This is a genomic window from Streptomyces sp. Q2 (genome assembly GCF_056820935.1).
Window position 1 is genome coordinate 189,330 of record NZ_JBXEJE010000010.1, and the last position, 22,909, is coordinate 212,238.

Consider the following 22,909-nt stretch of genomic DNA (forward strand, 5'->3'; position numbering starts at 1 on the left):
GCCGAGGTCTCCCGAACAGCTTAGGATCCGCCGCGTGTGCGCACATGTGCTGGTCGCCGAGGACGACGAGATGCAGGCCGAACTCATACGGCGCTCCCTGCTGGCGGAGGGTCACACCGCCACGGTGGTCCACGACGGGCGGGCCGCCCTGGACGCGGCCCGCGCGCTGCGGCCCGACCTCGTCGTGCTGGACCTGATGCTGCCGGTGATCGACGGCTTCGGCGTGTGCCGGGTGCTGCGCCGGGACGACGACGTGCCCGTCCTGATGCTCACCGCCCGCGCCACCGAGGACGACCTGCTGCTGGGCCTGGAACTGGGCGCGGACGACTACATGACCAAGCCGTACAGTCCGCGCGAGCTGATGGCCCGCATCCGCACGGTCCTGCGGCGCAGTGGCCGCCCGGCCGTCGACCGGCGGGACGTTCCCGTCGTCAGCGCCGGGGGGATCACGGTGGACCCGGTACGGCACGAGGTGCGCCGCGAGGGCATGCCCGTGGAGTGCACGCCGGCCGAGTTCGAGATCCTCCTCGCGATGGCCGCCGAGCCCGAACGGGTCTTCTCGCGGCGCCAGTTGCTGGAGATCACCCGTGGCACCGACCGCTCCTCCACCGAACGGGCCGTCGACGTCCACATCATGAACCTGCGCCGCAAGACGGAGGCGGACCCGCGCCGGCCGGTGCGGCTGCTGACCGTCTTCGGGGTCGGCTACAAGCTCAGCGGCGGTCGCGGATGAGCGGCCGGATCCCGCTGCGCAAGCGCCTGCTGGTCCGGCTGCTGATCGCCTCCGGTCTCATCGCCGTGTGCTCGGTGGCGGCGACCGCCTGGCTGGCCGTGGAGACCACCACCCGCGCGCTGCGGGAGGAACAGGGCCAGGTCCTCGCCGACGACATGGACGTCCTCGCCCGGCTCAGCGGCTACGCCGCGACCCATCCCGACTGGAGGGGAGTGGAGAAGACCGTACGGGAGCTGTCGGCGAAGACCGGGCGACGCATCGCCCTCACCACCACCGACCGCACACCGATCGCCGACTCCGCGCCGCGCGGCACCTTGCTCCCGGTGAGCGCCGCCGCCACCGTCGACCCGCTGCGCACCGACACCTTCAGCGAACGCGGGGCCCAACTCGGCGGAACGGACCCGCGGGTGGTGGGCCCCTACCGTCTGACGCCGACGGAACGCGCCAAGCTCGACACCCTGGCCCGGGAACGGCAGGACTGCTTCGCCCGCTACGGCATCGACACCACCCTCACCCGCACACCGAGCGGCCGCCCGGTCCTCACACCCTCGGAGGGTGCCGCAGACCGCGCGTACGTGCCCGACTCGTGCGCCGACGGCCGGCTCAACACGCCGATGCCCACGGAGGAGACAGCGCTCAGGGCACTGGAGAAGCAGGCCCGTGGCTGTCTGACCCGGGCCGGCCTGGAACCCGGCATGCCGCTGGCGCTCGGGTCTGACCTCACCCCCGGCGGGTCGCTCCAGGCGTCGACCCCCGCACCCGCGTTCGTGAAAGCGGGGGACGGAAAGGCCTGGCGGACGGCCCGGGCCTGTCTCGACGACGCCCGCCGCACCCAGCTCGACCCGTACGTCGCCCCCACCGCCGAACTGTTCCTGGGCGGCGGCGGTGACACCCCCGCCGTGCGCTTCGACATGTCCCCCGACAACAAGGCCAAGATCATCGGCGCCGCCGGGCTCGTGCTGGCCGTCACCGTCGCCGTGACCGCCGTGGTCGCCACCCGGCTCGTCCGGCCGCTGCGGGCCCTGACCGAGGCCGCCCAGCAGCCGCCGGACCGGCACGTCCGCGTCCCCGTCACCACCCGCGACGAGACCGGCATCCTCGCCGCGGCCTTCAACGAGCTGACCGAGCGCCGGGAACGCCTGGAAACGCAGCGCAGGGCGATGGTCAGCGACATCGCCCACGAACTGCGCAGCCCCCTCACCAACATCCGCGGCTGGCTGGAGGTCACCCGCGACGGCCTCGTCGACCCCGACCCGGCCCTCCTTGCCTCCCTGCACGACGAGGCCCTCGTCCTCCAGCGCGTCATCGACGACCTGCGCGACCTCGCCGACGCCGACGCCGGCACCCTGCGCCTGCACCCGGAGCCCGTGCGCTGCGACGAACTGCTGGACCAGGTCGCAGCGGCCCACCGCGTCGCGGCCGACGCCGCCGGCGTCCGTCTGCGCACCGCCCTCGACGGCACGCCGTGGCTGGACGCCGACCCGCTGCGGATGCGGCAGGCGCTGGGCAACCTGGTGTCCAACGCCCTGCGCCACACGCCCGCGGGCGGCACCGTCACGCTGGGCGCGCGTCGCGACGGCGACTTCGTCCTGCTGGAGGTCACCGACACCGGCAGCGGCATAGCAGCGGACGATCTGCCGCACCTCTTCGAGAGGTTCTGGCGCGCGGAGAAGTCCCGCAGCCGTCGCACCGGCGGCAGCGGCCTCGGCCTGCCGATCGTCAGGCACCTCGTCGCCGCGCACGGCGGAACGGCCGACGCGACGAGTGAGCCCGGCGCCGGCAGCGTCTTCACACTGCGGCTGCCTGGCGCGGCGGGGCAGGACGGGCCGCCGGGGGAACCGGCCGCCTCGGTGGCCGAGGAGCCGTAGCGGCCGGTCCGATTCCGTTCGCGACGAACGGGGTACCCCGTTCGTCGCGAACGGCAAAGAGGGAGGTCAGGACATGAGCGCAGTGGACGACCTGCCGGTCGTAAGGACACTCGCGGAAGTCGCCGACCTGGTCGAGCGGCACCACGGCCTCTACGTCCGCTGGTCCCGCGGCCCCGAGGTGGACCTCGCCGACGCCTCCAGCGCGGACGACCTGACGGGCGTACGCATGTCGGGGCTGTCGGCGAACCCGCTCGACGTCGAGGAGTGGTGGGACGGGCGGCCCGTGGAGGTCTGGGTCGCCCGCCGCCTGTACGACTACTCCCATCTGCCCCACGAGAAGGGCCCCGGGGTGTACCCGTGGGTCCTCAGGGGCCGGGAGACCGGTCGAGGGCCCGACAACGAGCCGCTGGTCGCGGACGTCCGGCCGATGTGCCGGCTCGACTTCCAGACGATCGACGAGGCGCGCGACGCAGTGGACCGCCAGGACACTTCCTGGGGTCCACTGCGTCGCCCCGGCCGCTGACGCGGCCCCGCGTCACCCGGAGTTCCTCCGGGAGCCCGCGCGCCGCCTCAGCGCACGGCGTTCGTTCTCGCTCGTGCCGCCCCAGACGCCAAGAGTCTGCCCGGTGTCCAGCGCCCACTGCAGGCACTGCTCCCTGACCGGGCAGCGACGGCAGACGGCCTTCGCCTGCTCCTGCTGCACCAGCGCCGGGCCGGTGCTGCCGATCGGGAAGAAGAGATCCGGGTCCTCCTGGCGGCACGCGGCATGGTCTCGCCAGTTGTCCATGAAATGTCACCTGCGATCGAAAGTCGTGTGCCCTCGGGGATGCCTTACTCGGTTGCGGGTCACCTGTCGAGGCGTGGGTGAAACAACCGAGTCCTGTGCGACGCGAAGACGGCACGGAAGGGACGCGGTGGAAGACACGGCCGGGAGACGCCGCGGGAGACGCCGCGGGAGACGCCCCGGGAGGACGCGGCGGGGAGACGCTCTCACTGCTCGCGGACGCCCCACGGGGAGCCGTAGGCGGTCAGCAGATCCAGGAACGGCCGGGCCGGGAAGGCCTCCGGGCCGAGGACGCCCGCGCCGGACCAGGCGCCGGTGGCGAGGAGTTCCAGGGCGACGACCGGATTGACGGCGGTCTGCCACACCACCGCCTGGCAGCCGTACTCCGCCATGGACCACTGGTTGTCGACCACGTGGTACAGGTACACCTCGCGCGGCGCCCCGTCCCTGACGCCCCGCACCCAGGTGCCCGCGCAGGTCTTGCCGTGCATCCGCTCACCCAGCGTCGCCGGGTCCGGCAGACACGCGGCCACGACGTCCCGCGGCGAGACGGCGACCGGACCGGCGGCGCTCGGCACGGTCACCGGGTCGGTGCGGTCCAGGCCGAGCAGGTGCAGCGTCCTGAGCGTCTCGATGAACTCCCGGCCCAGCCCGTACTTGAAGGTGACGCGGCGCGCGCCGACCCAGCGCGGCACGAGCAGCACCTCCTCGTGCTCCACGTTCACGCACTCGACCGGGCCGATGCCCTCGGGGAAGTCGAAGACCTCGGGCTCGCTGAACGGTTCCGTGGTGAACCACCCCCGGTCGGCTTCATAGACGACCGGCGGGTTGAGACATTCCTCGATGGTGGTCCAGATGCTGAAGGAGGGCGCGAAATCGTAGCCGTCCACCGTCAGGTTCGCGCCGTCGCGGATGCCGATCTCCTCGATCTCGTCGAAGAGCTCGTCGGCCGCGTACCGGGCGAAGACATCCGACAGACCCGGTTCGACCCCCATGCCCACGAGCGCCAGCACCCCCGCCTTCTCCCACTCCTGCGCCTGTGCGAACTGCTCGTCGCCGAGCTTCACCCCGCATTCCTGATACGGCCGCTCGGCGTGCGGGTGGGACAGCGACATCGCCATGTCCAGGTAGGTGGCGCCGGCCGTGCGTGCCGCCCGGAACAGCGGCATCACGAAGCGCGGATCGGTGGCGTTCAGGAGGACGTCGCAGCCGTGCCGGCCGAGCAGCGCCGCCACGGCCTCCTCGTCGCCGGCGTCCACGCGCTCGGCCAGGAACCGGCTCCCGTCGTCGCCGAGGGCCGCTACGGCCGCTTCGGCGCGGGCCGGGTCGTAGTCGGCGACGACCATCGCGTCGAAGAACGGACGACGGGCCGCGATCCGGGTGATGGCGGTGCCCACACCACCGGCTCCCACGAGCAGTAAGCGCATGACAAGAACTCCATCGGTCGAGGGTCGACGGGTGGTCGAAGAGCGGGCCCGGGAGCGATCCAACGCCGCCGGTTCGCATAAGGTCAATGGCGTTGGCATAAGGACCGGGAGGAGCCGACCGTGCCGAAACCAGTGGTTTCCGAGGAGAAGCGGCGCCGGCGCCGCCCCACCAGGAGCGGCACCGTGCTGTCCGAGGGGCTGATCGTGGCGACCGCGCTGCGCATGCTGCGCGAGCACGGCAGCGCGGGCCTGACCGCCCGCCGCCTCGGTCTCGCCCTGGACGCCGACCCGTCCACGCTCTACCGGTACTTCCGCGGCATGGACGACCTGACCCTCGCCATCGGCGACGCGCTCATCGGCCAAGCACTCGACGACTGGCGGCCGACGGGGGAGTGGCGGGCGGACCTGCGCGCCGTCGGACTGCGCGTCCACGCCGAGTACCTCGCCCATCCGCAGGCCGCGCTGCTGACCACGAGCCGGGTCACCGGCCGTGCCAACGAACTGGCCGCCGACGAGGCCGTCCTGGACGTCCTGCGCCGGGCCGGTTTCCCGCTGCCGGACACCGTGCGCATCTACCACGCCTTCATCGACCAGACCCTGGCCTTCGCCGCCCTCGACGCCGCCTCGCTCGCCCTGCCGAGCGACTCGCTCCACGCCGACGAGGACGTGTGGCGCTCGACCTACGCCCGCCTGCCCCGCACCACGCACCCCCGCATCGCCGAAGCGGCACCTCTGCTGGCCACCCGCATGGTGACCAGCGCCTATCCGACGGCCCTGGAGATGCTCCTGGACAGTGCCGAGGCCCAGCTCAAGGCTGGTGCCTAGCGCCGGGACACCAGGGCCTGTCGTTCGGATCAAGTCACAGGAAATCGCCGGCGCCCTGCGAACGCAGATGGGCGTGCCACACCCCGCGTCTGACGGCGTGATCCAAACGAAAGACCCTAGCCGCGGAGCGCCTCGGCGGCGGCCGCCACCACCGCCTCGGCCACGGCGGCCAGCGCCGGGGAGTCCAGTTTCCACTGCTGCCAGTACAGCGGTACGTCGACCGGGCGGTCCGGCGCCAGAGACACCAGGCGGCCCTCACGCAGCAGCCTGTCGGCCTGCACTTCGGGTACCAGACCCCAGCCCAGACCGGCCGCGACGGCCTCGGCGAAACCCTCCGAGGTGGGCACGGAGTGCCGTACCGCACTCGCGCCGCCCCCGCCGCGGCGCAGCCGCCGGACGAACGCGTCCTGGAGGTCGTCGGTCCGGTCGAAGGTCATCACGGGCGCATGGGCGAGGGCCTCCCCCAGCGGTCCCCCGAGATGCCTCTCGGCGAACTCCGGGCTCGCCGCCGCCAGGTACCGCATCCGACCCAGGGTCCTGACGGAGCAGCCCGCCACGGCGTCGGGCGACGAGGTCACCGCGGCCATCACCCGGCCCTCCCGCAACAGCTCCGCCGTGCGTGTCTCGTCCTCGCGGCGCAACTCGAAGCACAGCCGCGGCTCCTGCGGGACACGGGTCAGCGCGCCCAGGAACCACGTCGACAGGGAGTCCGCGTTCACCGCGACCGACACCCGGGTCGGCTCCCCCTCCCCGCGCATGCCGAGCGCGGCCCGCGCGTCCCGCTCCAGCCGGGCCAGCTGCCGGGCGAACCGCACCACGACCTCGCCGGACTCCGTCGGCCGCACCGGTTTGGTGCGCACCAGCAGCACCCGCCCCGTGCGCTGCTCCAGCGCCTTCACCCGCTGACTCACCGCCGACGGTGTCACGTGCAGGGCGGCGGCCGCCGCGTCGAACGTGCCCTCGTCGACCACGGCGAGCAGCGTGCGGACCTGATCCAGCGGGAGTTCGCTCATCATCACGACAGCTAATGATACGTAAGAATCTTTAGCTGTACGCGCGCTGATCGTGTCTCTAGCGTCGACGTCATGACCGCCTCCCTGACCGCCGCGGCCGCCGGCTTCGGCACCGGCCTCTCCCTCATCGTCGCCATCGGCGCCCAGAACGCCTTCGTCCTGCGCCAGGGCGTCCGCCGCCACGCCGTCCTCGCCGTCGTCGGCATCTGCGCCCTGTCCGACGCCCTGCTCATCGCCCTGGGGGTCGGCGGCGTCGGTGCCGTGGTGGTGGCATGGCCGGGGGCGCTGACCGCGGTCGGCTGGATCGGCGGCGCGTTCCTGCTCGGCTACGGCGCCCTCGCCGCCCGCCGGGCGTTCAGGCCGGGCGGCGCCCTGCACACCGAGGGCGAGGCGGAAGGGTCGGTCCGGCGGGCTGTGCTGACCTGCCTGGCGATGACGTGGCTCAACCCGCACGTCTACCTCGACACCGTGTTCCTGCTGGGCTCCGTCGCCGCCGACCGCGGCCCGCTGCGCTGGACGTTCGGGCTGGGCGCGGTGCTCGCCAGTCTGTGCTGGTTCACCGCGCTCGGCTTCGGTGCCCGTCTGCTCGGCCGCTTCCTGGCCAGGCCGGCCGCCTGGCGGGTCCTGGACGGCCTGGTCGCCGCGACCATGATCGTGATGGGCCTCATGCTCGTCACCGGAGCCTAGGAGCCTTGGGGGCCTGGCAAGACCTGACGGGCCTGACGGGCGGGACGGGGGGACGGACCGGACGGGCCTGACGGGCCTGACGGCGGGAACCGAGCATGCGGATCCCGAACGCTCGGCCGGTGCTGCGATAGTGATCCCTGGTCCGAAAGATGTATCGAGCAACCAGGAAGCCCGTGGACACCAGCGAGAGCAGCAGTGAACCCCGGACGGCGGCCGCGGACGAGGGCAAGCAGACCGCCGGGCGTGGCTGGCGCCGCTGGGCCATGGACACCCGCCCCCTGCGCCGGCCGGCCTACCGCCGCCTGTGGTCGTCGACGATCGTCACGGCCGTCGGCAGCCAGCTCACCGCCGTCGCCGTGCCCAAGCAGATCTACGACATCACCGGATCGTCGGCCTGGGTCGGCGCCGCCAGCCTCGCCGGGCTCCTTCCCCTGATCGTGTTCGCGCTGTGGGGCGGGGCGATCGCCGACAGCATGGACCGGCGCAAGCTGCTCCTGATCACCAACAGCGGCATAGCCGTGACGTCCGTCCTGTTCTGGCTCCAGGCCGTCACCGGGCTGGACTCGGTGGCCGTCCTGATGGTCCTGCTCGCCGTGCAGCAGGCGTTCTGGGGCCTGAACGCCCCGGCGCGCAACGCGTCCATCGCCCGGTTGGTCCCCGAGCAGGAGCTGGCCGCCGCGAACGCCCTGGGCTCGACCGTCATGCAGACCGGCCAGGTGGTCGGCCCGCTGCTCGCGGGTGTCCTCATCCCCGTCATCGGCCTGCCCGAGCTGTACCTCATCGACGCCCTCGCGCTGTGCGTCACGGTGTGGGCGGTCTACCGGCTGCCCTCGCTGCCGCCCCTCGCCGGCACCGGGACGGGCCCGCGCCGGGCGGGGGTGCGGGAGATCGCGGCCGGGTTCCGCTACATCTCCCTGCACAAGGTGCTGCTGCTGTCCTTCCTCGCCGACATCGTGGCGATGGTCTTCGGCATGCCCCGCGCCCTGTTCCCGCAGCTCGCGTCCGAGACGTACGCCCCCTACGGCGAGGGCCTCGCCCTCGGCCTGCTCTTCGCGGCGATCCCCATCGGCGCAGTGATCGGCGGCCTGCTCTCCGGCACGTTCTCCCGCGCCCGCCGGCACGGCTGGATGGTCATCGGCGCGGTCGTCGCCTGGGGGGCCGCCATCACCGGGTTCGGCCTCAGCCACAGTCTGTGGCTCGCCGTGGTGTTCCTCGCCCTGGCCGGGGTGGCCGACATGGTCTCCATGGTCTTCCGCGGGGCGATCCTGCTGTCCGCCGCGACCGACGAGATGCGCGGCCGTATGCAGGGCGTCTTCACGGTCGTGGTCGCGGGCGGCCCCCGCCTTGCCGACGTCCTGCACGGCTCGGCGGGCTCGGCCTTCGGCGCCCCCACGGCGGTCGCGGGTGGCGGGATCCTGGTGATGGTGGTGATGCTGAGCCTGGCCTTCGCGGTGCCGGCGCTGCGCCGTTACCGGGTCTGAGGTCCTACAGGGCGCTCCGTCGGCCCGTCGTGTACTGCTCCATGAGCTTGCCCCGGGTGGTCTCCAGCCGGTGCGCGAGGATCTCGGCGACGGACCGCACCAGGATCATGCCGAGCTGTGCGTCCTCCTCGCACAGCCCGAGCACCGCCGCCGCGTCGAACTCGTAGGCGCGGACCGGGCTGAAGGCCTCCGCGCCGAAGTCCCACCGGTACGGCGGGAACAGCCAGGACCAGCCGAGCAGGTCGCCCGCGCCGAGGCCGGCGACGGTCACCCGTCGCTGCGCCGTCACCTGCTGGGTGAGGGAGACCGCGCCCGAGCGGATGACCCAGAAGCGGTCGGCCGTGCCGCCCGCCTCGAAGATCCGGGCGTCCTCGGGGAAGGCGACCTCCCGGGCGAGCGACATCAGGCGCTGGCGCTGGGGTGACGGAAGGGCGGTGAGCAGTTTGATCGCTTTGGTCATGACGCGGGGCTCCTCGCCGGCGATGGATTCCGGTTTTTCCCTACGCCCATTTCAGCGGCTGCCGCCGCCCCGGGCACCTCGGCGGACCGAAGAATCGAACGGGGAAGCCGCCGGGTCGTGCGTGCCATGGGGTGCCGAGGGCAGAAAAAAGCCCTGGCTGGACGGGGGAGACCAGCCAGGGCCGTTCTAGGGTGGCACACGGAGGACGGTTACGTTCGACTCCGCGACCACGTATGAATGAACCGTAAACCATCCATGGGGCCTGTGCGCAACCACATTCGGGGCAGGTGACCTGTTTCACTCGTTCTTCACTCGGGGTCCCGCGCCGCCACCCTGATCATCCGCAGCCGGGGGTCGGCGGCGTCCGGAAGGTTCATGCCCGCCTTCAGACCGGTGACCAGGTAGCGCAGTCCCACCGGGGATCGACCCAGACCGGCTCGATCCCGGACAGGATCAGCCCCGCACGACCGACTTGTGGGCGTCCCGCCCGATCAGCAGCTTCTCGTGCGGGCCCGCCACGGCCAGCATCGCCGCCTTGACGGACAGCGAGCTCCCGCAGGTCGTGAAGAACGTGCGGTCGGGCGTGCACCGCGTCGGCCATGAGCTCCTCGGCCCGTTCCAGCACCCGCCCCCGGGTGAGCCGGTCAGCACCCGCCCCCGGGTGAGCCGGTCGTCCAGGCCGCCCATCGCCAGCACGTCACCGAGGAACACCGCGTCACCGAGCACCTCACGCACCGCGGGATCGGCGCCCCGGGCCTGCTCGTGACCCGGTGGCGTGAAGGACATCCGCTCCTTGCGGTGGTAGTCGGCCAGGGCTTCCAGAACAGGGGCGCGAGTGTGTTCAGCTGCCATGGGCCGGGCCGCGGGTTCCCGGACTCGGTGGCCGTCAATCCGCCGACCACCGAGGGCCGCTCACCCCTGTGCCGCGTGCCGGCCCGGCGTCAGGATCTCGTCCAGCACCCTGACCACGGTCTCGTACGCCAGGGTCCGCACGGCCGCGTCATGGGCGCCCTTGTCGTCCTGGTCCGCCCGGCGCAGGTCGTCGCTTCGGGTGCGCCAGGTCCGTTCCTCCTCCGCCGCACAGGCTCGGGCGCGTTGGATACGTCGCAGCAGTTCGTCTGAGTCCACCACATCGGTCATGTCTTCCGCGTACCCGCTCCCGGCGCGGGGATGGGCCCGAGTTCCCGCCCGGCGCGAGAGGTTTGGCATGCCGGGGAGAGGTGAGCCGAAAGAGAGAGACCTGCGGAATCTCACGCAGCGTGACGCGGAATCCGCTGCGGCCGGACCAGTCGGCCGCCGGTCCCGCGACGTGCCCGCACAGTGCCCGCAGAGTGTCCGCGCCCTTCCGTGAGCGCCGCGGGCTGCACCGGGCGTGGCTTTGTTCTTCAGCGATTCAGGGAGCTACAGGGATGTGCGAGCAGCACAGGACCGAATTCGCCCTCCAGTCGTCGTCCGTGGAGGGCGGGCGCGGGCACCCGCGGCCGTGCAAACCGGCCGAAGCGCGCAGGGCGGTCGAGCGGGCCGTGAACGAACGCTGCCGCGCCACCCACACACCGTGCGACGCGGACACGCTGTCCGACGCCCTGCTCGTCGCCTCGGAACTCACCACCAACGCGATACTGCACGGCGGCGGCATCACGGACTTCCACGTCGACGTCGTGGGGCCCGGCGTGCGCGTGTCGGTGAGCGACCGCAGCGACGAACTTCCGGTGGTCCACGCGCCGGTGGACCCGCACGGGCGCCGACGCGTCGGCGGTCACGGCTGGCCGATCGTCTGCCGGCTGTCCCGCGACGTCCGGGTGACCGACCTGCCTTCGGGCGGGAAGTGCATCACCGCCTTGGTGCCCCTGTCCTGAAGACTTTTTCGGAACCGGAGTTTGCACCAAGGGGGGCAGGGCAGACGCAATTTCGTGCTTCGGACCGGAGGCGCGCCAGCGGGAGCGGTATGACTGCTCCGGGGCCCTTCCAGGTCATCCGGGCAGCGCCTTTTCCTTCCGCGGTAATGACCTGAGACGACCGTTCAGGAGCGATTCCGCATGCTCATCGACATGTCGACCAACCGTCCCGGTACGCCCACTGGAGAAGCCGCTCCGACCCGGCGCCGGCACGACGACGCCCCCGACACCATCGCCCTCTTCACCCGCCTGGCGTCCCTGGAGGACGGCCCCGAGCGCGACGCCATCCGCGACGAGCTCGTCAACGCCTGGCTGCCCATGGCCCACCGGATCGCCGGACGGTTCCGCGACCGCGGGGAGTCCATCGAGGACCTGCGTCAGGTGGCCGCCCTCGGCCTGGTGAAGGCGATCGACCGGTTCGAGCCGGAACGGGGCGCCTTCGAGAGCTACGCCGTGCCGACCATCACCGGCGAGGTGAAGCGGCACTTCCGGGACCGGATGTGGGCGCTGAGGGTGCCCCGCCGGGTGCAGGAACTGCGCAACAAGGTGCGGGTGGCCCGGCGCGAGCTGACCCAGAACCCCGGCTCCGCCGAACCGTCGGCCGCCGACATCGCCGCCCACACCGGACTGACCGAGGACGAGGTCGCCGCCGGAATGGAGGCGCTGGAAAGCTTCAGCACCCTGTCGCTGGACGCCGAGCTCTCCGCCGGCGACGACGGCTACAGCCTCGCCGACACCCTGGGCTCCTCCGACGCCTCGTACGACACCGTCGTCGACCGCGAGTCCGCCAAGGAGGGCCTGCGCCGACTGCCCGAGCGGGAGCGGGCCATCCTCTACATGCGCTTCTTCGAGGACATGACCCAAAGCCGCATCGCCGACCAGCTCGGCATCTCCCAGATGCACGTCTCCCGGCTGATCAGCCGCAGCTGCGCCCGGGTGCGCGACGAGGCGCTGGGCCGGCGGACGAACCCGCGCGGCCCCGGCGGCCGGGCGGTCTGAGGAAACGAGGAGTGACAGGGATGCTCAGGCCCCATCCGGCCTTTCTGCGCCGACTCGTTCGGGAGTACGAGTCCCTCCGGGCCGAGGAGACCGCACGCGGCCTGGCGGCACCGAGCCCGCGCTCCCTCGACCTCGCCTACACGCTGTGCGTGTCGACCGGCACGCGTGACGTGCGGCTCGCGCTGGACGCGGCACGCCGTGTCCTGCGGGCGGTACCGGAGTCCCGGTCCGCACCACTGACCGAATGACAGCGCCCGCATGACGACCGCACCGCCGAACGGCGGTGCGGAGTGCGGAGCGCGACGAACTGATGGGAGCGGCTGCGGGACGCCATGCGCGACCCGCGGTCGCTCGGCCGCGGCAGACGCGGCCGAGCGGGTCCGGCGGTCGTGCATCCACGACCGCGCGCCGTTGGAACCCCACGTAATGCGCCCGGGTGTGCCCACCCGCGACCAGGGCATGCGGATTTCAGGAGGACGGACATGAGTACCAGTGCCACAGCGCGAAGCGCCCGGACGGACGCCCGCCGGGTCGCGAACGGCTCGGCGCGCGACGGGGCCGCGCGTGCGGGACTGACCGCGCGGGGGGTGATCTACCTGCTGGTCGGTCTTCTGGCGCTGCAGATCGCCTTCGGTGAGGGCGAGCGGCAGGCCGACCGGGGCGGTGCCCTGGCGGAGCTCTCCGACAAGCCGTTCGGCGCGGTGCTGCTGTGGGCGCTGGGGATCGGCCTGGTCGGCATGGCGCTGTGGCGGCTGTCCGAGGCCCTGTTCGGTGCGGTCGGGCCGGACGGCCACAAGGCGAAGAAGCGACTGCTGTCGGCCGCGCGGTGCGTCTTCTACACCTTCGTCGCCTACTCCGTGCTGTCCTTCGCCGCCGGATCGGGCGGCAGCGGATCCAGCGACAAGCAGTCCAAGGACGTCACCGCCCGGCTGCTGGAGGCCCCCGCCGGGCAGTGGCTGGTAGGCGCGGCCGGGGCAGGGATCGCCGTCGCCGGCGTGTGGATCGCCGCGCGGGCGTTGCTGCGCAAGTACCACGACAAGCTCAAGCTCGGCGCCATGACCCGGCGGACCCGACAGCTGGTCGACATCACGGGCATGGGCGGCGGCGCGGCGCGCGGAGCGGTGTTCGCCGCGGCGGGCGCCTTCGCCGTGCGCGCCGCGGTCGACTACGAACCCGACAAGGCGAAGGGCCTCGACGACACCCTCCGCTCGTTCGCCGACACCCCGCTCGGGCCGTGGCTGCTGGTCTGCGTGGCGGCCGGGCTCGTACTGTTCGGGCTGTTCTCGTTCGCGATGGCCCGCTGGCGCCGGGTCTGAGAAACGGCGACCGGTTTCCGGTACCCGCCACAGGGTCTGAGATCCGTCACAGGGGGAACACGGACCGGATGAACGAACCCGAGCTTCCGCCCGACGGCCGGCCCGTGGACGTCTACCTCGACCTGCTGCGTGTCCGCATGGACACGGAGGACTACCGCCTCCTGCTCAGCGTGGTCGAACCAGTTCTGCGGGCGATAGAGGAACAACGCCTGCCCGCGCTCGACTTCGCCCTTGACGAGGCGCACGCGGAAGGGCTCCCCCAGGAGGTCCGCGACGAGGCCGCGCTGGTCATCGCCACCGCGGTCACGGGCCGACTGGACAACGAGGTGATCGAACTGAACATCGAGGACACCGGCCCGGTCCGCGTGGTCACCGACGCGGTCACCGCGTCCGACCCGGTGCGCCTCGGCGAGATCGCCGACTACATCCGCGAACGCCAGCAGATGAACGACGAACTGCGGGGCATCGCCGAGGTGAGCGACCTGCCGACGGACATCTGACCAGGCACCCCCACCGTCACCGCCGGGGCGCCGCGACAGGCGTCTTCAGCGGCCTGGCCAGGCCGCTCACCGACTCGTCCAGGCGCTGCAGATGCCGCAGCACGCGATCGGTGACCCGGCCGTACCGGGGTGTGCCCGGCACGTCCGGCTCCAGGAGCGAGGCGATGCTGGAGCCGGTGATCTCGATCTCGACGGCGGCCTGCGGGTCGGCGACGTGCGCGGCGATCGCCCCGATGTTGTGCGCGATGCGCTGCCCCGCCCGGCGCAGCCTCGGGTCCGCCGCTATCGAGGGATGGGTGGGCAGGAGCTCCGCCGTCGCCGCCAGCGACCGCGCGTGGTACGCGCAGGTCTCCAGGAGCGCGACGACATAACGTGCGGTGTCCCGGCGGGCCCGCAGCGGCGTGACCGGGTGGGTGAGCGGCTGGGTGGCGGCGCGCAGGTCGGCCAGCGCCTGGTCCAGGTCGCGTGCCTTGTCCAGCAGGTCGGCCGGCGGGCCGCCGCTGAGCTGGTCCACGGCCGCCTCCGTGACGTCGGCCAGCCGGTCCAGGACGGTGACCAGCAGGTCGTTGGTCCGGCGGTCCGTGCGCACCGGCAGCACGAACGCCGCCGCGACGATTCCGCAGGCCGCGCCCAGCGCCGTCTCCGCCACGCGCAGCAGCAGCACCGAGGGACTGTAGGTGTGCAGGAGGGTGTAGAGCACGCCCAGGGCCGCCGTGACGAAGAAGGACATCAGCGTGTACGAGAAGGGCGCGGTGTAGAACATCGCGAACACGCACAGCAGCACCAGCGCGAACGCCGTCCATGTGTGCTGCCCGACCAGTCCGGCCAGCACGATGCCGGCCACGACCCCGAACACGGTGCCCAGCAGCCGCCGGTAGCCCTTGACCATGATCTCGCCCGTGGACGCGGTGTTGATGAACACGATCCAGCAGGCGAGCACCGCCCAGTACCAGCGCTGGCTGGACAGGAGCTCCCCGCCGACGATGGCCAGCGCGGACCCCACGGAGACCTGTACGGCGGCCCGGGTGGTCGGCCGTCGCAGCCCGGTGGGCTCCTCCTCGTCGCTGTCGTCCTCGCCGGCGTCGATGGCGGCGTCCTCGGCGTCCAGCTCCTCGCGCGAGCGGGCCGTGGACTCGGTGTCGTCCGAGTCGTCCTGAGGGCCCTCCAAAGCGATCCGCAGGCCCAGTACCGCCCGGGCGGCCTCGCCGATGCCCCGGAAGACGTCCTGGACGGCGGCCGGGGCGGGCGGCAGGTTCTCCTCGTCGCGGTAGCCGAGGAGACGGTTGCGCACATGGGACAGCGACGTGCCGGACCCCCCGGCGACGGGCCGCAGCACGAGCATCCGCAGCGCCTGGAGATCGCGGCGCAAGGTGGCGGTCGACTCGTCCCGCACCGGCAGATGGCCTCCCGCCGGGACGGGAGCGCCCGGCAGGTGCAGGGTCAGGGTGGTCGCCCGCTCCGCACTCCGCGCGGTCAGCAGCAACAGGCCCAGCCGCTCGGCGGCGATCTCCGCGTCCGCGATACGGCGCTGTACGAGCCGGGCCGCCGCCTCGTCGGAGGTGCCCTCCTCCAGCCGGCCCTGGATCATCATCGCCGTCTCGTGCAGGCGGGCGGTGCCGCTGCGCACGTCCTCCAGCGCCTTCTCCACCTCGTCCGGACCGGCGTCGAGCAGTTCGAGCTGCGCGGACACCAGTTGGGCCAGCCGGGCCCGGAAGGCCTCGCGCAGCCGCCCCAGCAGGTGCGCCGGCGTCTCGGGCACGAGCACGAAGCGCACCAGCCCGCTGCTGAGGAAGGCGACGACGATGGCGCCGTACAACTCGGGCAGGCCGGAGACGGTGGCGCCCACGAACAGGGACAGGAAGTAGACCTGGAAGCCGATCAGCCCCAGCGCGGTGCCGCGGTCGCCGAACCGGCGGCCGTAGACGGCGCTGAAGATGAGGGCGACGAAGAAGAGGTCGCCGGCCACCACGCGGGAGCTGAGGAGCGCGCCCAGCGTCACCGACGCCAGCGCCACCGGCAGCCCCAGCGCGAGCGTCACGGCCTGCGGCCCGCGCTGCTTCTCGCGGATGGCGAAGGTCGCGACCATCGCCGCCATGGCCCCCGCCACCAGGTGCGTGACGTCGACGTCCAGGATACTGAGCAAAGCCAGCGTGAGGGCGATCGCGCCCATGGTCCGCAGACCGGCGGTCAGTCTCAGCAGGCCGGGATCGGACGCGGCGACGCCGTCCCGCAGTCGTGCCCGCACCGAACGTCCCGCCGCCTTCACGCTGCCGTACTCACTCCCGTGTCACGTCATGATCTCCGCCCTCAGCATGACATGACGGGGCCGGGCTCACCGGTCCCGGGTCTCGGCGAGCGTGTGCGCCACCAGCGCGTTGGCATGGCCGTGCCCCAGGCCGTGTTCGGTCTTCAGCCAGGTGACCAGCTCCATGTGCCGGGTCAGCGGCGAGGAGCGGATGAGCTCCAGCCACTCGGCGACGGGCCGGCCGTACTTCTTCTCGATCGAGGGGAAGTAGCTCGCGGGGCCCTTCACGGTCTCGGGCATGACGGTGTCCTTTCGGTGCGACGTCGTGCTGTCCCTCCTATGACCGCCGACCGGGCGGAAAATGATCGGCGGTCAGGAGTGAGCGGCGTCACACGTGCGGTGTCACCCGTCCTGCCGCTCGGTCCCCTCCACGTGCGCCCGCACCTGTTCCGGCGTCAAGTACGCGTTCGTGTACTCGAAGTCCTTCAGCTTGGCGGCCTTGCGGGCCTGGAAGCCGGTGCGGACGAAGTCGTCACCGGCGATGGCGTTGAGCACCCAGTTCGTCATCACACGCGTCTTGGCGACGTTGGTGCGCAGTGCCGACCAGTGGTAGCCGCGGGCCACGGCCTGGGCGGGCAGACCGCGCAACTCGATGCCGAGCGGCTTGGACACGGCGTCCTTGCCGCCGAGGTCGACGACCAGGCCGAGGTCCTTGTGCACGTACGGCTTCGTCGTCTGGCCGCGCAGCGTGGCGATGACGTTGTCCGCGACGTGCTTGCCCTGCCGCAGGGCGTGCTGGGCCGTGGGAGGGCAGACGGCACCGTCCTCGCCCTTGGCCTCGTCGGGCACCGCGGCGGCGTCGCCGAGCGCGAACACACCGTCGTGGCCCGGCAGGTTCATGTCGGCGGTGACCGCGAGCCGGCCCCGGACCGTCTCCGCGCCGAGCGTGGCGATGAGGGGGCTCGCCACCACGCCGGCCGTCCAGATCAGGGTGCGGGTGGGGACCACCCGCCCGTCCGTGAACGTGACCTCCTCGGGTCCCGCCTTGGCGATGGAGACCCCGAGCGAGATCTCGATGCCCCGCCTGCGCAGGATCTCCTGGGCGCTGCGGCCCAGTTTGTCGCCCAGCTCCGGCATCAGCTTCGGCGCGATGTCGATCAGGTGCCACTTGATGAGACTCGGGTCCAGCCGCGGGTAGCGCTTGACGGCGGCGTGCGTGAGGCGCTGCAGACAGGCCGCGGTCTCGGTGCCGGCGTAACCGCCGCCGACCACCACGAACTGCAGCCGCGAGGCGCGCTCCGCCGGGTCCTGGCTGGCGTCGGCGAGGTCCAGCTGGGAGATGACGTGGTCACGGACGTAGGCGGCCTCGGCCAGTGTCTTCATGCCGAAGGCGTGGTCGGTGAGGCCGGGGATGTCGAAGGTGCGGGTGATGCTGCCGGGAGCCAGCACGATGTAGTCGTACGGCTCGTCGACGATCTCGTCGGTGATCGTGCGGATGACGCAGACCTTGGACTTCAGGTCCACGCCGATCGCGCCGCCCGGGATGATCCGGGTGCGGTACTTCTTGCTGCGTCGCAGGGAGACGGCGATCGACTGCGGCGTCAGCACGCCGGAGGCGACCTGGGGGAGCAGCGGAAGGTAGAGCTGGTAGGCGAACGGCGTCACCAAGGTGACGTCGGCTTCGTCCGGGGAGAGTTTCCGTTCCAGACGGCGGACGCACTCCACTCCGGCGAAGCCTGCCCCAACCACCAGGATCCTGGGTCGTGTCACGGTGTTCATCCCTTTCTGCGGCTCCAGGCGGTCTGCCTCGAACGCCATTCGCCTGCCCATGGATCGCTGCTTCGCACCTCATCGATCCCATCGCGGTGCCGTCCCGCCCGCCGGGCGCGGCGAACAGACGAACGCGTCGAGGACCACCATGCCCGCCCGGCCGCAGAAGCGCACCGGGGCGATCGTGAAGATCGTGGGACGGAAGCCGTGGACCAGGTCCTCAGGCCGCCAGATGGCACAGCAGCAGGCACACGTCGTCGTCCCGCTCGGAGTCGCTCAGCAGCGGGGTGAGGATCCGGTCCGCCGAACCGTCCAGGTCGGCCTCCAGCTCCGCGGAGCGGAACGACCCGAGCGCCTGGGCCAGGCGCTCGATGCCGGGATCTATGCCCAGGGCACGCCGCTCCACCAGACCGTCCGTGTACAGCGCCAGCGTGGAGCCGGGCTCGAGCGGCGCGGTGTGGTCGTGGATCACCTGCCGCAGCGGGATGCCCAGCATGGCGCCCGGTTTGGCGTCCAGTGTCCGCACCTGCCCGTCGGGAGTGCGCAGCACCGGCGGCGGATGGCCCGCGGCGGCCCAGGTGAGCGTCGGATCCCCGGGCCGGAAACGCGCGATGACCGCGGTGGCGTACAGGTCCGGCTGGAGATGGTGCAGGAAGGTGTGCAGCCGCGTCAGCAGCTGGCCGGGGCTGCCGCCGTCGACGGCGTACGCCCGCAGCGCGGTCCTCAGCTGGCTCATCATCACCGCCGCGTGCAGACCGTGTCCCGTGACGTCGCCGATGACGGTGATCAGGCTGCCGTCGGGCTGCCGGAAGGCGTCGTACCAGTCACCGCCGATGTTCAGCCCGTACGTGGCCGGCAGATAGCGGGCGGCCAGACTCAGGCCCGGTGTGGTGGGCAGGTCCGTGAGCAGGGCGCGCTGGAGCGTCTCGGCGATGTCCCGGTTGTGCTCGAAGCGCCGGGCGTTGTCGATGGCGATGCTGGCCCGCCGGGTGAGCTCGATCAGCATCACCGCGTCGTCCGGGTCCCAGCGCTTGCCGGGGGGCGACAGCGTCAGCACGCCCAGCGGGGCGCGCCGCGTCGGCAGCGGGATGCACAGCAGCGGCCGGTCCGGGTCCAGCGCCGAGGGCGGCTGGTCGGTGACGCCGGGCAGGCCACCGGGATGATCGGCGGCGTACTGCGGGCGCCCGGTGCGGGCGGCGAGCACGGCGGCGGCCGGATGCGGGGCGGGCGGGTGCCGGTCGCCGTCGCCGTCGAAGAGCCAGACGTCGACGCTGCGGGCGTACTCGGGCACCAGCAGATCCGGCAGCCGGCGCACGATCTCGTGGTGGTTCAGCGACGCCGTCAGGACGGCACTCGCGTCCGCCAGGAACGTCAGTCTGCGGCGGGCGCTCTCCGCCTCGGTGCGCGCCTTGCGCTCGGCGGCGAACGCGTCGCGCTGGGCCCGCCCCGCGGCGTCCAGTTCGGCATGCAGGGCGAGCACGCCCTGGTTGGTCTGGTGCAGCTCCTCCCGGTGGAAGGTGACCAGCTCCTCCTGCTCGCTGAGTCTCTCCAACACCAGCGCGGTGTCCTCGTCGGCACCCAGCAGGGCCTGCGCCAGAACCGCCGGGTCGTCCGCCACCGCGGCGGAACCGGCCGCGTCCGCCGTCTCGGGGCAGCGGACCGTCGTACGCCACGGCGGCTGCGCGGCGGCGGCACCGGTGTCCTGCGCGGGGGCCACCACCACGTGCAGCATCCCCTCCTCGGCGGGCGCCGCCGTGGCTTCCAGGCTGAGCCGCCAGGTGCCGCCCTTGGTGAGGCACTGCCGCAGATGGGAGCTGAGCGCGGTGGTCAGGCGAGTGCGGTCGAGGGCGGGCACACCGTGGGCGGCGGCCAGCCGGGCGGTCGCGATCCGCGCCCGGGCCGCGTCGACGACGTCGGTGATCTGCCAACTGCGCGTCATGGACCCTCCGGAGTCGCGGACAGCACCACCACGGCCGTGTCGTCCCGTACCGGCCGCGCGGAACTGCTCGCGTCGCGCACCGTCAAGGCGGCCACCACGGCAGGGTCGGCGGACAGCAGATCCGCGTCCGTCGGCGCCGTCCAGCGGCTGGGCAGGCCGTCACTGTGCAGGATCAGCAGCTGGTCCGCCGCCCAGGGCATCCGGTCCTCACGCAGCGTGGCGTGCCGGTGGACGCCCACGATTCCGGGCCGGGACAGCAGGGACCGCCAGCCGTCGCCCTGACGCAGCCGGGCCCCTATGTTGCCGACGCCGGCGAACCGCAGCAGCCCGGCCCGGGGCTCCACCTGGGCGACGGCGACGGCCGCGCCACGGGTCCCGCGCAACGCCGTGTCGAGGTGCACCAGCGCCTCGGCGGGCGGCAGATGGGCGGCGCGGTTCAAGGCATCCACCGCCGCCGTCGAGGCGCGGGCCGCCTCCGGACCGTGCCCCAGCCCGTCGGCCAGCATCAGGGTCAGCCGGTCGCCGGACCGGGCCCACGCCCAGGCGTCGCCCGAGTACTCCGCACCGGCGAGCGGGATGTTCACCCCGCCGGCCCGCACCGCGGCGACCGGCGCCGAGGCCTTCGGGTGGGCACCGACCCGGGCCAGCGCCACCGTGCCCCGGCCCGGCGCGCTGTGCAGGCCGAAGTCGTCGGCGACACGGCGACACGTGCCGAGTCCCGCTCCGAGGGAACCGGTGGTGGTGAAACCGTCGCGCAGGGCGGCATCCACGTCGCTCATGCCCGGCCCGTGGTCGATCGCGGCGATCTGCACCAGGCCGGCACCGCCGTCCGAGGGCGTGGGCGGCGCGACGACCTCGATGAGGATCAGACCGCCCCCGGCGTGCTTGAGCAGGTTGGTGGCCAGCTCGGTCGCCACCAGCGCGGCGGCCGCCGTACGCGGTTCGTCGAGCCCCGCCAGGATCGCGGCCTTCTCCGCGGCCACCCTGGCGTCCCGCACCCGGGTCGAGTCGTGGACCGGGACCTCCCATACGCGCGGCATCAGAACTCCCCGCGCGGGTGAGGCGGACGGGCCGCCCAGGAGACCACCGTGACCTTGGTGCCGACCCCCGGGGTGCTGTCGACGGCGAACTCGTGCACCAGACGGCGCGCACCGCCCAGGCCCATTCCCAGCCCGTCGCCGGAGGTGTAGCCGTCGCTCAGCGCCCGTTCCAGGTCAGGGATGCCCGGCCCTTCGTCGGAGAAGGTCAGGCGCAGCCCGTGCGCGTGCCCGCTGTCGACGCGCGCCGTCTCCATCTGGCCGCCTCCACCGTGCACGAGGGTGTTGCGGGCCAGTTCACTGGCCGCCGTGACCAGTTTGGTCTGCTCCACCAGGCCGAAGCCCAGCAGACCGGCGGCCTGCCGTACGTGCTGGCGCACCCACACCAGATCCATGTCCGAACGGATCGGCAGGCAGGCGTCGACGCCCGCGGCTGTCTGCATCACCGGCTCTCCTGGCGCGGTCCGCCGGAGCGGGTGGCCGGATCCAGTCCCGCGAGCAGGTCCATGGCCGCCTCCGTGGTGAGCGCGGTACGCAGCCCCGGAAGCGTCAGCCCCAGCTCCACCAGCGTGATCGCCACCGCCGGCCGCATACCGGCCACGACGGTACGGGCGGCCAGCAGCGTGGCCTGTGCGGCGATCTCGGCCAGCACGCGCCCGAGGAAGGAGTCGACCATCTCGACACCGGAGATGTCGATGACCAGACCGGTCACCCCGGTGCCGACGATGGTCTCGCCGATGTCCTGCTGGAGCTGCTGCGCCGTGCTGTCGTGCAGGTCCCCCTGGAGGGTGACCAGGAGGACGTCGCCGAGCCTGAGCACCGGCACGTGCCCCGTGACGGGGACGGAGGAGAAGTCGTGGTTCACCGGGGACCCGCACCGCCGGGCGTCGCGTTGATGATGTTGGCCCCCAGTTCGTGCAGGGCGTACGCCAGGGCATCGGCCAGGCTCGCCCGGGTGATCACCGTTCCCAGGTCCAGGCCCAGGTGGACGATGGTCTGCGCGATCGCCGGACGGATGCCGGAGACGACGCACTCGGCACCCATCAGCCGGGCGGCCGCGACCGTCTTCATCAGGTGCTGGGCGACCAGGGAGTCGACCGTCGGCACCCCGGTGATGTCGAGGATCGCGAACCGGGCGTGCTGGTCGACGACGGCCTCCAGCAGCGTCTCCATCACGACCTGGCTGCGGGCACTGTCGAGCGTCCCGATCAGCGGGACGGCCACGATGCCGTCCCAGAGCTTGATGACCGGCGTGGCCACTTCCATCAGCTGCAGCCGCTGCCGCTCGATCAGGGCCTGCCCCTCGCTCAGCGCCGTCTCCAGCACGACCAGCCGCAGGGTGCCCATCAGCACGGTCAGGGCCGTCGTACAGTCCCTGACCAGCTCGGTCGGCTCTTCGGGGAGGTCGGCGATCAGGAGGTTCTCGACGGGCGGGCGCAGTGCGTCCACGTCGTTCGAGACCTGCGCGGTGGTGAAGCCGGCCCGGGAGCGGGCCGCGCCCATCCGCGCCAACTGCTCGCGCACCACGGTGAATCCGGCGGCGTCGGGGTCGTGCACCTGGTCCGTGTCGGCGACCTGGGCGAGCGCGTCGACGACGATCTTGCCCGCTTCCACCGCCTCGTCCCGCGAGACGGTGAACACCGTACGGAACAGGGGTTCGTCGGCCCATCGCTGGGCGATCTGCTCGGCGCGGCGGCGCAGGAAGTCCCCGACCTCCCGTGCCGGCGATTCGTGCTGGCCTACCGTTTCGTGCTCCGGCACCTGTATTACTCCTCAGCGTCCTCTTCGGGGTTGCGTCGCACCGAACCCGCTGGAGGCAACGAGACGGCGATGTGACCCTGCCGGGCGACCACTGTAACCATGGCCCCACGTCGTGAGACACCGCGTCCCGGACAAACGATCACATGGTGCGGGAAGCCCTTTTGCCGGC

General features: G+C 72.3%; 25 protein-coding genes. 11 read left to right on the forward strand and 14 right to left on the reverse strand.

What is annotated here, in order from left to right; translation table 11 throughout:
• Nucleotides 1-34: 34 nt before the first annotated feature.
• From ACWBNA_RS13495 to ACWBNA_RS13505, 3 genes are all read left to right on the forward strand, one after another.
• The gene (locus tag ACWBNA_RS13495; RefSeq protein ID WP_482704566.1) at nt 35-733 is read left to right on the forward strand and encodes a response regulator; all 699 of its coding nucleotides are present in this window, start codon (nt 35-37) and stop codon (nt 731-733) included.
• Nucleotides 730-2,601 (forward strand): sensor histidine kinase, encoded by a 1,872-nt coding sequence (locus tag ACWBNA_RS13500; RefSeq protein ID WP_482704567.1) that lies wholly within the window; start codon nt 730-732, stop codon nt 2,599-2,601. The genes ACWBNA_RS13495 and ACWBNA_RS13500 overlap by 4 nt, the downstream gene beginning before the upstream one ends.
• 73 nt (nt 2,602-2,674) lie before the next feature.
• Nucleotides 2,675-3,124, forward strand: coding sequence for a DUF6098 family protein (locus tag ACWBNA_RS13505; RefSeq protein ID WP_482704568.1), 450 nt, complete (start codon nt 2,675-2,677; stop codon nt 3,122-3,124).
• A gap of 12 nt (nt 3,125-3,136) precedes the next feature.
• Here the strand turns inward: ACWBNA_RS13505 and ACWBNA_RS13510 are convergent, their stop codons facing one another.
• Together ACWBNA_RS13510 and ACWBNA_RS13515 are read right to left on the reverse strand one after the other, a co-directional pair.
• Entirely contained in the window at nt 3,137-3,388 is a 252-nt protein-coding gene (locus ACWBNA_RS13510; RefSeq protein ID WP_217242745.1) for a WhiB family transcriptional regulator, read from the reverse strand.
• Between the two features lie 203 nt (nt 3,389-3,591).
• The gene (locus ACWBNA_RS13515) at nt 3,592-4,812 is read right to left on the reverse strand and encodes a saccharopine dehydrogenase family protein (RefSeq protein ID WP_482704569.1); all 1,221 of its coding nucleotides are present in this window, start codon (nt 4,810-4,812) and stop codon (nt 3,592-3,594) included.
• Between the two features lie 120 nt (nt 4,813-4,932).
• On the opposite strand from ACWBNA_RS13515, the gene ACWBNA_RS13520 reads away from it, so the two are divergent.
• The gene (locus tag ACWBNA_RS13520; protein WP_482704570.1) at nt 4,933-5,637 is read left to right on the forward strand and encodes a TetR/AcrR family transcriptional regulator; all 705 of its coding nucleotides are present in this window, start codon (nt 4,933-4,935) and stop codon (nt 5,635-5,637) included.
• A 116-nt stretch (nt 5,638-5,753) separates the two neighbouring features.
• Here ACWBNA_RS13520 and ACWBNA_RS13525 read toward each other — a convergent pair whose 3' ends face one another.
• Nucleotides 5,754-6,653, reverse strand: coding sequence for a LysR family transcriptional regulator ArgP (locus ACWBNA_RS13525; protein WP_482704615.1), 900 nt, complete (start codon nt 6,651-6,653; stop codon nt 5,754-5,756).
• 69 nt (nt 6,654-6,722) lie between these two features.
• On the opposite strand from ACWBNA_RS13525, the gene ACWBNA_RS13530 reads away from it, so the two are divergent.
• Complete coding sequence (locus tag ACWBNA_RS13530) at nt 6,723-7,337, forward strand: LysE/ArgO family amino acid transporter (RefSeq protein ID WP_482704571.1); 615 nt, start codon at nt 6,723-6,725, stop codon at nt 7,335-7,337.
• Between the two features lie 173 nt (nt 7,338-7,510).
• Nucleotides 7,511-8,818: an MFS transporter gene (locus ACWBNA_RS13535; RefSeq protein WP_482704572.1), complete on the forward strand. Its 1,308-nt coding sequence runs from the start codon at nt 7,511-7,513 to the stop codon at nt 8,816-8,818.
• A 4-nt stretch (nt 8,819-8,822) separates the two neighbouring features.
• On the opposite strand, the gene ACWBNA_RS13540 is transcribed toward ACWBNA_RS13535, so the two are convergent.
• The 3 genes from ACWBNA_RS13540 to ACWBNA_RS13550 form a co-directional block, all read right to left on the reverse strand.
• Complete coding sequence (locus ACWBNA_RS13540; protein WP_482704573.1) at nt 8,823-9,278, reverse strand: cyclic nucleotide-binding domain-containing protein; 456 nt, start codon at nt 9,276-9,278, stop codon at nt 8,823-8,825.
• A 453-nt stretch (nt 9,279-9,731) separates the two neighbouring features.
• Nucleotides 9,732-10,130: a PLP-dependent aminotransferase family protein gene (locus ACWBNA_RS13545; protein WP_482704574.1), complete on the reverse strand. Its 399-nt coding sequence runs from the start codon at nt 10,128-10,130 to the stop codon at nt 9,732-9,734.
• Nucleotides 10,131-10,190: 60 nt separating this feature from the next.
• The gene (locus ACWBNA_RS13550; protein WP_482704575.1) at nt 10,191-10,418 is read right to left on the reverse strand and encodes a hypothetical protein; all 228 of its coding nucleotides are present in this window, start codon (nt 10,416-10,418) and stop codon (nt 10,191-10,193) included.
• Between the two features lie 269 nt (nt 10,419-10,687).
• On the opposite strand from ACWBNA_RS13550, the gene ACWBNA_RS13555 reads away from it, so the two are divergent.
• The 5 genes from ACWBNA_RS13555 to ACWBNA_RS13575 all read left to right on the forward strand — a co-directional run bounded on the left by ACWBNA_RS13555 (nt 10,688) and on the right by ACWBNA_RS13575 (nt 13,988).
• Complete coding sequence (locus ACWBNA_RS13555) at nt 10,688-11,134, forward strand: ATP-binding protein (RefSeq protein ID WP_482704576.1); 447 nt, start codon at nt 10,688-10,690, stop codon at nt 11,132-11,134.
• Nucleotides 11,135-11,314: 180 nt separating this feature from the next.
• Complete coding sequence (locus ACWBNA_RS13560) at nt 11,315-12,172, forward strand: SigB/SigF/SigG family RNA polymerase sigma factor (protein ID WP_482704577.1); 858 nt, start codon at nt 11,315-11,317, stop codon at nt 12,170-12,172.
• A gap of 20 nt (nt 12,173-12,192) precedes the next feature.
• On the forward strand, nt 12,193-12,420 hold the full coding sequence (locus ACWBNA_RS13565) for a DUF5133 domain-containing protein (RefSeq protein ID WP_482704578.1): 228 nt from the start codon (nt 12,193-12,195) through the stop codon (nt 12,418-12,420).
• 234 nt (nt 12,421-12,654) lie between these two features.
• Complete coding sequence (locus ACWBNA_RS13570; RefSeq protein WP_482704579.1) at nt 12,655-13,488, forward strand: DUF1206 domain-containing protein; 834 nt, start codon at nt 12,655-12,657, stop codon at nt 13,486-13,488.
• A 68-nt stretch (nt 13,489-13,556) separates the two neighbouring features.
• Nucleotides 13,557-13,988, forward strand: coding sequence for a hypothetical protein (locus tag ACWBNA_RS13575; RefSeq protein WP_482704580.1), 432 nt, complete (start codon nt 13,557-13,559; stop codon nt 13,986-13,988).
• A gap of 16 nt (nt 13,989-14,004) precedes the next feature.
• On the opposite strand, the gene ACWBNA_RS13580 is transcribed toward ACWBNA_RS13575, so the two are convergent.
• From ACWBNA_RS13580 to ACWBNA_RS13615, 8 genes are all read right to left on the reverse strand, one after another.
• A complete protein-coding gene (locus ACWBNA_RS13580; RefSeq protein WP_482704581.1) occupies nt 14,005-16,254 on the reverse strand; it encodes an FUSC family protein in 2,250 nt (749 codons plus the stop codon).
• Between the two features lie 66 nt (nt 16,255-16,320).
• Nucleotides 16,321-16,533: a DUF4287 domain-containing protein gene (locus ACWBNA_RS13585; protein WP_482704582.1), complete on the reverse strand. Its 213-nt coding sequence runs from the start codon at nt 16,531-16,533 to the stop codon at nt 16,321-16,323.
• A 102-nt stretch (nt 16,534-16,635) separates the two neighbouring features.
• Nucleotides 16,636-18,012: an NAD(P)/FAD-dependent oxidoreductase gene (locus tag ACWBNA_RS13590; RefSeq protein WP_482704583.1), complete on the reverse strand. Its 1,377-nt coding sequence runs from the start codon at nt 18,010-18,012 to the stop codon at nt 16,636-16,638.
• 211 nt (nt 18,013-18,223) lie between these two features.
• Complete coding sequence (locus ACWBNA_RS13595) at nt 18,224-19,942, reverse strand: PP2C family protein-serine/threonine phosphatase (RefSeq protein WP_482704584.1); 1,719 nt, start codon at nt 19,940-19,942, stop codon at nt 18,224-18,226.
• A complete protein-coding gene (locus tag ACWBNA_RS13600; protein ID WP_482704585.1) occupies nt 19,939-20,982 on the reverse strand; it encodes a SpoIIE family protein phosphatase in 1,044 nt (347 codons plus the stop codon). Before ACWBNA_RS13600 ends, ACWBNA_RS13595 begins: the two co-directional genes overlap by 4 nt.
• Nucleotides 20,982-21,422, reverse strand: a complete 441-nt coding sequence (locus ACWBNA_RS13605) for an anti-sigma regulatory factor (RefSeq protein WP_482704586.1) — start codon at nt 21,420-21,422, stop codon at nt 20,982-20,984. The genes ACWBNA_RS13600 and ACWBNA_RS13605 overlap by 1 nt, the downstream gene beginning before the upstream one ends.
• Entirely contained in the window at nt 21,422-21,844 is a 423-nt protein-coding gene (locus ACWBNA_RS13610; RefSeq protein ID WP_482704587.1) for an STAS domain-containing protein, read from the reverse strand. The genes ACWBNA_RS13605 and ACWBNA_RS13610 overlap by 1 nt, the downstream gene beginning before the upstream one ends.
• Nucleotides 21,841-22,740, reverse strand: coding sequence for an STAS domain-containing protein (locus ACWBNA_RS13615; protein WP_482704588.1), 900 nt, complete (start codon nt 22,738-22,740; stop codon nt 21,841-21,843). The genes ACWBNA_RS13610 and ACWBNA_RS13615 overlap by 4 nt, the downstream gene beginning before the upstream one ends.
• Nucleotides 22,741-22,909: the final 169 nt, after the last annotated feature.